Source organism: Aquitalea sp. ASV11 (genome assembly GCF_016429185.1).
In the GTDB taxonomy this organism is placed as follows: Bacteria; Pseudomonadota; Gammaproteobacteria; order Burkholderiales; family Chromobacteriaceae; genus Aquitalea; species Aquitalea pelogenes.
This window is the reverse complement of sequence record NZ_JAELUD010000006.1, coordinates 97,083-105,196: the sequence shown is the minus strand read 5'-3', so window position 1 is coordinate 105,196 and position 8,114 is coordinate 97,083. Positions and strand designations below refer to the sequence as shown.

8 protein-coding genes are annotated in these 8,114 nt (G+C 56.9%); 3 read left to right on the top strand and 5 right to left on the bottom strand.

The window, feature by feature from the left end; genetic code table 11:
* The 3 genes from JHD62_RS03960 to glmS all read left to right on the top strand — a co-directional run.
* A partial coding sequence (locus JHD62_RS03960; RefSeq protein WP_199101851.1) for an integrase core domain-containing protein occupies positions 1-500 on the top strand: 500 nt, incomplete at its 5' end.
* A gap of 148 nt (positions 501-648) precedes the next feature.
* Complete coding sequence (locus JHD62_RS03955) at positions 649-1,440, top strand: DeoR/GlpR family DNA-binding transcription regulator (protein WP_199101850.1); 792 nt, start codon at positions 649-651, stop codon at positions 1,438-1,440.
* Positions 1,440-3,269 (top strand): glutamine--fructose-6-phosphate transaminase (isomerizing), encoded by a 1,830-nt coding sequence (gene glmS, locus JHD62_RS03950; protein WP_199101849.1) that lies wholly within the window; start codon positions 1,440-1,442, stop codon positions 3,267-3,269. Before JHD62_RS03955 ends, glmS begins: the two co-directional genes overlap by 1 nt.
* A gap of 302 nt (positions 3,270-3,571) precedes the next feature.
* Here the strand turns inward: glmS and JHD62_RS03945 are convergent, their stop codons facing one another.
* The 5 genes from JHD62_RS03945 to JHD62_RS03925 all read right to left on the bottom strand — a co-directional run bounded on the left by JHD62_RS03945 (position 3,572) and on the right by JHD62_RS03925 (position 8,067).
* Positions 3,572-4,579, bottom strand: coding sequence for an aldo/keto reductase (locus JHD62_RS03945; RefSeq protein ID WP_199101848.1), 1,008 nt, complete (start codon positions 4,577-4,579; stop codon positions 3,572-3,574).
* A 58-nt stretch (positions 4,580-4,637) separates the two neighbouring features.
* Positions 4,638-5,021 carry a tautomerase family protein gene (locus tag JHD62_RS03940; protein ID WP_199101847.1) on the bottom strand — a complete coding sequence of 128 codons (384 nt, stop codon included), beginning with the start codon at positions 5,019-5,021 and terminating at the stop codon, positions 4,638-4,640.
* A gap of 89 nt (positions 5,022-5,110) precedes the next feature.
* Positions 5,111-6,178, bottom strand: coding sequence for an alkene reductase (locus JHD62_RS03935; protein ID WP_199101846.1), 1,068 nt, complete (start codon positions 6,176-6,178; stop codon positions 5,111-5,113).
* Between the two features lie 50 nt (positions 6,179-6,228).
* Positions 6,229-7,017: an SDR family oxidoreductase gene (locus JHD62_RS03930; protein ID WP_199101845.1), complete on the bottom strand. Its 789-nt coding sequence runs from the start codon at positions 7,015-7,017 to the stop codon at positions 6,229-6,231.
* A 51-nt stretch (positions 7,018-7,068) separates the two neighbouring features.
* On the bottom strand, positions 7,069-8,067 hold the full coding sequence (locus JHD62_RS03925; RefSeq protein ID WP_199101844.1) for an NADP-dependent oxidoreductase: 999 nt from the start codon (positions 8,065-8,067) through the stop codon (positions 7,069-7,071).
* Positions 8,068-8,114 lie beyond the last annotated feature (47 nt).

Genomic DNA, 8,114 nt, shown 5'->3' with positions numbered 1-8,114 from the left:
CGGGGCAACTGACGACTTTGGAGTTGTGGTTGATTCGGCTTGGCATCAGGACCAGCCATAGTCGGCCCTATCATCCGCAAACCAATGGCAAGGATGAACGGTTTCACCGTACGTTGAAGGCGGAGGTTCTGAATGGGCGTGCATTTGATTCTTTGGCTCACACGCAATGCGCTTTCGATACTTGGCGAGCGATTTACAACCATGAGCGGCCACATGAAGCATTGAAGATGGAAACGCCGATCAGTCGGTATCGCCCTAGCGTGATTGCCTTTCCGGAGGTTCTGCCGGAGGTGAGTTATGACGTGAGCGAAGAGGTTGTGCACGTGGGCTGGAATGGTGAGCTGAAATTTCGCGGCAGGCGTTTCAAGGTATCCAGTGCCTTGCACCGTCAGCCCGTAGCGATAAGGCCACGAGAAGGATGTGACGGAATATTTGATGTGTATTACGCCTTCCGGCATTGCCTGGAAATTGACATGAGGGAAGTGAAACAGCAAAGCTGAATGTGTCCACCATGTGTTCGCACACCCGTCCACCATGTTTCCGGTCTATACAGTTGCAAAAGAAAAATAACAAATTTTACGGTTCTGATGATTGATATCGGCATATCGAGTCGATATCATGACGAAACTTTCGAAACGAAACGTTTCAATGACCAAACGAAATACCCAGCAACGCCGCCATGCCATCGCCACCCTGGTGCAAGAGCGTGGTGAAGTCAGTGTCGATGAGCTGACCCGGCGTTTTGCCACTTCAGAAGTCACCATACGCAAAGACCTTGCCCTGCTGGAAACCGGCGGCCTGTTGCTGCGCCGTTACGGCGGAGCGGTTGCCTTGCCCAGTGAAATGGCAGTGGAGCCGGAAGTGGGCCAGGTATCCGACCGCAAGCTGGATATCGCCCGCGCCGCCGCGGAGCGCATACGCGACCACAACCGCATCATCATCGACAGCGGTACCACCACCAGCGGCATGATTCCGCTGCTGGGCAGCAAGCGCGGCCTGGTGGTGATGACCAATTCGCTCAATGTGGCAGCCGCACTGCGCGAACTGGAAAACGAACCCACCCTGCTGATGACCGGTGGTACCTGGGACCCGCACTCCGAATCCTTCCAGGGCCAGGTAGCCGAGCAGGTATTGCGCTCTTACGACTTCGACCAGCTGTTTGTCGGTGCAGATGGCATCGACCTGGAACGTGGCACCACCACCTTCAACGAACTGGTGGGCCTGTCCCGCGTGATGGCGGAAGTGGCGCGTGAAGTCATCGTCATGGTGGAGTCGGACAAGATAGGCCGCCGCATTCCCAATCTGGAATTGCCGTGGCACACCATTCACACCCTGATCACCGATGAGGCTCTGCCGGCGGAATCCAGGGAAATCATTCAGGCCAAGGGCATCACGCTGATCTGCGCGCCCGCTGGCAACGATAGTGCAAGGAGAAAATAATGTGTGGCATCGTCGGCGCCATTGCGGCGCGTAATGTGGTACCGGTTCTGGTAGATGGCCTCAAGCGCCTGGAATACCGCGGTTATGATTCCGCTGGTATCGCCGTGCATACCGGTAATGCCATCAGCCGCGTGCGCCGTGTCGGTCGTGTGGCCGAAATGGAAGCCGCTGCAGCGGCAGAAGGCCTGCAAGGCCAGCTTGGCATTGGCCACACCCGCTGGGCCACCCATGGCGGTGTGACCGAGCACAACGCCCACCCGCACATCTCCTTCGACAAGATTGCCGTGGTGCATAACGGCATCATCGAAAATCACGAAGAACAGCGTCAGCAGCTGAAAGCGCTGGGCTATGAATTCACCTCGCAGACCGATACCGAAGTGATCGCCCATCTGGTGCATCACTACTATCAAGGCGGTGTCAGCCTGTTTGATGCGGTGAAGCAAGCCACCCGCCAACTGACCGGTGCTTACGCCATCGGCGTCATCGCGCTGGACCGCCCGGACGAACTGGTGTGCGCCCGCATGGGTTGCCCGCTGCTGGTAGGCTTGGGTGAAGGCGAACACTTCATCGCCTCCGACGTGTCTGCCATCCTGTCCGCCACCCGTCGTGTCATCTTCCTGGAAGAGGGCGATATCGGCCTGCTCACCCGTGACAGCGTGGTACTGCATGACAAGAACGATCAGGTGATCGAACGCGCCGTGCATGTGTCCGACGTATCGCTGGCTTCGCTGGAACTGGGCCCGTACAGCCACTTCATGCAAAAGGAAATCCACGAACAACCCAAGGCCCTGTCCGACACCATCGAAGCGGTGCTGGAAAACGGCTTTGCAGCCGGGCTGTTCGGTGCCCGCGCGGCCGAACTGCTGCCGCAAGTGGAAGGCGTGAAGATTCTGGCCTGCGGCACCAGCTACTACGCCGGTCTGACCGCCAAATACTGGATCGAAAGCATTGCCGGCATCAGCTGCGATGTGGAAATCGCCAGCGAATACCGCTACCGCGACGCCTTTGCCAACCCCAAACACCTTGTGGTGACTATCTCCCAGTCCGGCGAAACCCTGGACACCATGGAAGCGCTGAAATACGCCAAGGAACTGGGCCACAGCATGGCCCTGTCCATCTGCAATGTGCGTGAATCCGCCATTCCGCGCGCCAGCGAGCTGGTGTTCTACACCCGCGCCGGTGCCGAAATCGGCGTGGCCTCCACCAAGGCCTTCACCACCCAGCTGGTTGGCCTGTTTGCCCTGGCGGTAACGCTGGGCAAGCTGCGCGGCCGCGTGGATGCACAAGCCGAGCACGATTATCAGGAAGCACTGCGCCAGCTGCCGGGTTCGGTACAGCATGCGCTCAATCTGGAGCCGCAGATCAAGGCCTGGTCCGACAAGTTTGCTGCCAAGCAAAACGCCCTGTTCCTCGGCCGTGGCCTGCACTACCCGATTGCGCTGGAAGGTGCGCTCAAGCTCAAGGAAATCTCCTACATCCACGCCGAAGCCTACCCGGCTGGCGAGCTGAAACACGGTCCGCTGGCGCTGGTGGATGAAAGCATGCCGGTGGTGGTGATTGCTCCTAACGACGCACTGCTGGAAAAGGTGAAATCCAATATGCAGGAAGTGCGCGCCCGTGGTGGCGAGCTGTTCGTGTTTGCCGATCTGGACAGCCATTTCAGCGAGTCGGACGGCGTGCATGTCATCCGCACACCGCGCCATGTCGGCGTGCTGTCCGCCATTGTGCACACCATCCCGGTACAAATGCTGGCTTACCATGTAGCCCTGGCCCGCGGCACCGACGTGGACAAGCCGCGCAACCTGGCAAAATCCGTCACGGTGGAGTAATCACCGGGCAGGCTTCTGACTAAACTGATCTAAAAGAATAAAGTCTGTCACGACGATGGCATGAACGATTTTGCCGGTAGTGCTAAACAAAGAGGCCCGCTAGGGCCTCTTTCCGTTTGAGATTGCTGGTTTTGAAGATGTGCAAGGGCAAGGATCGATGAGACTGTTTGTCGGCCAAAGCGGACTTTGATTGTCCATAGAAAAAATAGCTGCTTTTCATATGAAAGCAGCCGTCAATGTAGCAAGCAATGGAGGGGTCATGCCGCTTAAGCACGGCGCTCAAAGCAGGGAGATCGTACTGCTTACGCTACCGGGGTAGTTTGGTGATCATCATGCCAGGCAATCGATTTTCGGCTAGCCATGGATGCACCCAGACTACTAACGGTATCAAGACGTTGAATCTGTTCTGCCGAAAGCGTCAGAGACAGCGCTTCAAGGTTGTCCTTGAGCTGGGTTTGCGAACGCGGCCCGATAATGGGTACGGAACCGTGTGTCCCTGCCCAGGCAATGGCAACCTGACTGGCACTCACCCCCAGCTCAGCGGCAATCGCCAGGACCGTGTCAAGAATCTGCGTGCGCTGGCTTGAGTTTTCTGCTTGAAAAACACGCCCGCCAAAACCTTCAGCCCGTCCCTTTTCCCCCTGTCGATACTTGCCGGTGAGCATGCCGCCCCCCAGTGGTGACCAGGTGACGATACCCAGGCCTAAGGCAAGTGATGCAGGGAACAGATCAGCTTCTGGCTCGCGGTGTACCAGGCTGTGTTCAAACTGGGCTGCGGCAATGGGAACTGCATGCGTTAATTCTGCGTAGGTGACTGCTCGGGAAAGCCGCCAGGCTGGAAAATTCGACAGACCTGCGTACAGAATCTTGCCGGCACGTGCCAGATCTTCAAAACCGCGAACGATTTCTTCAATGGGTGTGATGCCGTCAGGATGGTGTGCCCAGTAGATGTCGATTCGATCCGTCTTGAGCCGTTTAAGGCTGGCTTCTACCGAAGCAATCATTGCCTTGCGGCTATTACCGGTTACAAGCCGGTTGGCATCAGGTTCCGCGCCGTTGGTAAACTTCGTTGCCAGAACAAAATCTTCACGTCGTCCTTTCAAGAGGTCTCCGAGCAGCGCTTCCGCCTGGCCGAACTGATAAATGTCTGCGGCATCAATAAAATTACCACCCGCCTCGGCATAGGCGTTAAATATGTCTGCGGCAACGTCCGGGTCGGCGCCATAGCCCCAGCCAGTGCCAAAGTTGCCGGTACCCAAAGCCACTTGCGATACCCGCAAGCCAGTGTTGCCAAAAATGGTGTATTTCATGCTTTGCTCCGTTAATGGAAGTATTCGTGTGCTGAATCAGCGGATGGTGCCGAGCGCATCAGTTTGCGTACTGGGCAAGGCCACTGCCGAATGACCAGTTTTCTTTTTTGACCTCGACCAGACTGATGAAGACATCCTCCAGCCGGACACCGGCTTCTTCATTGAGCCCCTCCGCAATCGTCTGATAGAGCAGCTTTTTCTGTTCTGTCGAGCGTCCTTCATTCAGCGTGATCTGGATAAACACCACGCCATCAGTCCGCTGGATTCCGAGATAGTCGGGGTCGTAGACAAAATGATTGTCGTCGTGCTCTGTCAGGACCTGAAAGTTGTCCTTGTCTGGAACATTGATCGCCTGCTTCATCGACGCGTAAACCACCTGGCCCAGTTTTTGGGCAAAGGTCGCATCAGGGTTCTTTTTGATGTCGATACGCACCAGTGGCATGTTTCCCTCCTTGAATTTGCTTGAGCATCTGCCCGGGTTGCGCAGGCCATCAGGGTGTGACCGCAAGCACAAGCGGGCTGAGGCTTAGGTCAATAGTCGGTGTAGCCCTTTTCACCAGGCGTGTAGAAGGTAGCGAAATCCGGCTCTGCCAATGGCTGCCCGGTCTGCAGCTTGCTTACGAGGTCAGGGTTCGAGATGAACGGACGACCAAATGCGACAAGGTCGCCACGGTTTGCATTGAGATCGGTCGCGGCACGTGCGGCATCGTAGCCACCAGAAAGAATGTACTGCCCGTTAAATGCGCTACGTATTCTGGCTTTCAATTCGGGGCTGACTTCTGGAGCGCCCATTGCGCTGTGATCGACCACATGGATATACAGCAGGCCAAGGGTATTCAACTCATCAATCAAGCGCAGATACAGCGTATCCATTTCTGTATCCGGTACTTGGGCATTGAAAACACCATACGGCGAGATGCGCATGCCCACACGTTTGGAACCAATGGCAGAAACGGTGACTCTGGCCACTTCCACCGCAAAGCGGATGCGGTTTTCAACCGAACCACCCCAGCGATCATGGCGCTGATTGGAGGCGGTATTAAGAAACTGGTCGATCAGATAGCCATTGGCGGCATGCAGCTCGACCCCATCGAAACCAGCCTGCAAGGCCAGTTTGGCCGACTCGGCATATTCGGCAATGCTCTGGGCAATGTCCGCTTCATTCATTTCATGCGGCACCGGATGCGGTTGCATACCAGCCGTATCCGTCCACGTTTCGCCAGGAACAGCAATCGGTGACGGTGCCAGGACGCGGGCACCATCCGGCATGTTGGCAGGATGGCTAACACGGCCGGTATGCATCAATTGCACAAAAATCCTGCTCCCGGCCTGATGCACGCGCTCAGTCACCCGTTGCCAGCCCTGTACTTGCTCTGCATTGAACAGTCCGGGAATGCGCGGATAACCCAGGCCATTTGGCGATGGGGATGTCCCCTCGGTAATGATCAGTCCTGCGCCCGCCCGTTGGCTGTAATATTCCGCCATCAAGTCATTGGGCAGATTTGCGATGGCGCGGCTTCGGGTCAGCGGTGCCATCACGATGCGATTTTTCAGCGGCAGGCTGCCAAGCTGGGTAGGACTAAACAAGATATTCGACATTTCAATGACCTTGGTGTTGGATTCACATTCCGATGGATGCGGTAAATGGCTCAGTGCTGTTGCTGATAGCGTTCAGCGGCATGGGCTTGCCGAATGTCTGACATCAGCGCTTGACGCGCCCCATCCAGCGCATCCCAGCGCTCGGCAACATGCAAGGGGGGAATCGTCACCAGCTCGCGACGGTCGAAGCCAACCAGCGCGGCATCAACCAGTTCACCTACCTCCATCACCTCCGGGAAGGTGTTGACGTCAATGCCGGCGTGCTGCCAGATTTCGGTGCGGGTGGCGGCTGGCAGTACCGCTTGTACGTAAACGCCCTTGGGTGACAGCTCCAGACTCAAGCCCTGCGACAAATACAGAACGAAAGCTTTGGTCGCGCCATAAATCGACATGCCGAATTCCGGCGCGAAACCCACCACCGAGCCAATATTGACGATGGCACCGGTGCCGGATTGCGCGAGGCGCGGCGCAATCGCGGCAGCAAGCCGTGTCAATGCGGTGGTATTGAGCGTGATCTGACGATCAATCGCCTCGGCGGACTGCTGCAGGAATCCACCGGCTTGCGGCATGCCTGCGTTATTGATCAAGATGCCAATATCTGCGTCGTCACGCAGCCGCGTTTCCAGTGCGGACAGTTCTGCCGTGTTGGTCAGGTCGGCTTGCAGTACCTCGACAGATACCTGGTGCTCGGCGCGCAGGCGCGTGGCCAAGGCCTCCAGGCGCGATTTGTCACGCGCAACAATAATGAGATTGTGGCCGCGACGTGCAAAGCGCTCGGCATAGGTGGCACCAATGCCGCTGGAGGCACCGGTAATGAAAACGGTCGGCAGTGTAGTCATGGGTTTGCTCTGGATCAGTTGATTTGGTGGAAAGGGGAAGTACCGCGCGCCTTACATCTTGACCACGACCTTGCCCTTGGATCGCCCCAGGGCCAGGTATTCAAGTGCATTTTTGGCTTGATTGAACGGAAATACCTTGTCGATTACCGGCTTGATCTGCTCTGTTTCCAGTAGCTTGCTGATGGCGGCGAGTTGATTGCCATCCGGATGGACGAACAGAAAGGAATAAGAGACGTCCCGCTGCTTGGCCAGGCGCATGATCTTGCGGCTCATCAAGCCGAACACGAAGCGCAGCACAAAATTCAAGCGTTTGCTGCGGGCAAATGCCGCGTCCAGCGGGCCAACGAGCGAGACGATACGACTTCCCGGTTTGAGAATGGAAAGCGACTTTTCAATGGAATCACCGCGCGTTGTGCCCAGCACGGCATCGTAGTCACGCAGCACGGTTTCAAATTCCTGCTTTTTGTAGTCGACAACCTCATCAGCCCCCAGGCTGCGCACCAGGTCAACATTGCCCGTACTGGTTGTGGTGCCAACCTTTGCGCCCAGGTGCTTGGCCAGCTGGATGGCAAACGTGCCTATCCCGCCGGACCCGGCCGGGATGAAGACCTTCTGGCCCGCCTGCAGATTGGCCCGCTCTTTCAGCGCTTGCCACGAGGTGAGCGCCACCATCGGAATGGAAGCGGCTTGCACAAAGTCCAGATTTTCAGGTTTCAGTGCAGCTGCACGCTCCGGCACGACGGCATATTCAGCAATCGCCCCGGTGCCCAGGTCGAAAATGCTGGCAAACACGGCATCGCCCGGTTTGAAGCGCGTCACATTGCTACCCACTTCGGTCACGACACCGGCCAGGTCACTCCCCATTACGCCGGGTAGCTTGAAATGCAGGACCGGCTTGAACATCCCGGTCGGAATCATATTGTCGATCGGGTTAAGCCCGGCGGCGTGAACCTGCACCAGCAGTTCATCCGGTTTGAGTGCTGGCCGGGGCACTTCGGTAATGCCGATTTCTGGCGACTTGCCATAACGCTTGAAGGTGAGTGCTTTCATGGTTTTCAACTTCCATCCTTGGTTCTTCATTTTTGTCTTGTCTGCTC

Coding starts and splice junctions, on each gene's coding strand:
- glmS (WP_199101849.1), top strand. CDS start 1,440: ATGTGTGGCATCGTCGGCGCCATTGCGGCGCGTAATGTGGTACCGGTT.
- JHD62_RS03935 (WP_199101846.1), bottom strand. CDS start 6,178: ATGTCGAATATCTTGTTTAGTCCTACCCAGCTTGGCAGCCTGCCGCTG.
- JHD62_RS03930 (WP_199101845.1), bottom strand. CDS start 7,017: ATGACTACACTGCCGACCGTTTTCATTACCGGTGCCTCCAGCGGCATT.
- JHD62_RS03945 (WP_199101848.1), bottom strand. CDS start 4,579: ATGAAATACACCATTTTTGGCAACACTGGCTTGCGGGTATCGCAAGTG.
- JHD62_RS03925 (WP_199101844.1), bottom strand. CDS start 8,067: ATGAAAGCACTCACCTTCAAGCGTTATGGCAAGTCGCCAGAAATCGGC.
- JHD62_RS03955 (WP_199101850.1), top strand. CDS start 649: ATGACCAAACGAAATACCCAGCAACGCCGCCATGCCATCGCCACCCTG.
- JHD62_RS03940 (WP_199101847.1), bottom strand. CDS start 5,021: ATGCCACTGGTGCGTATCGACATCAAAAAGAACCCTGATGCGACCTTT.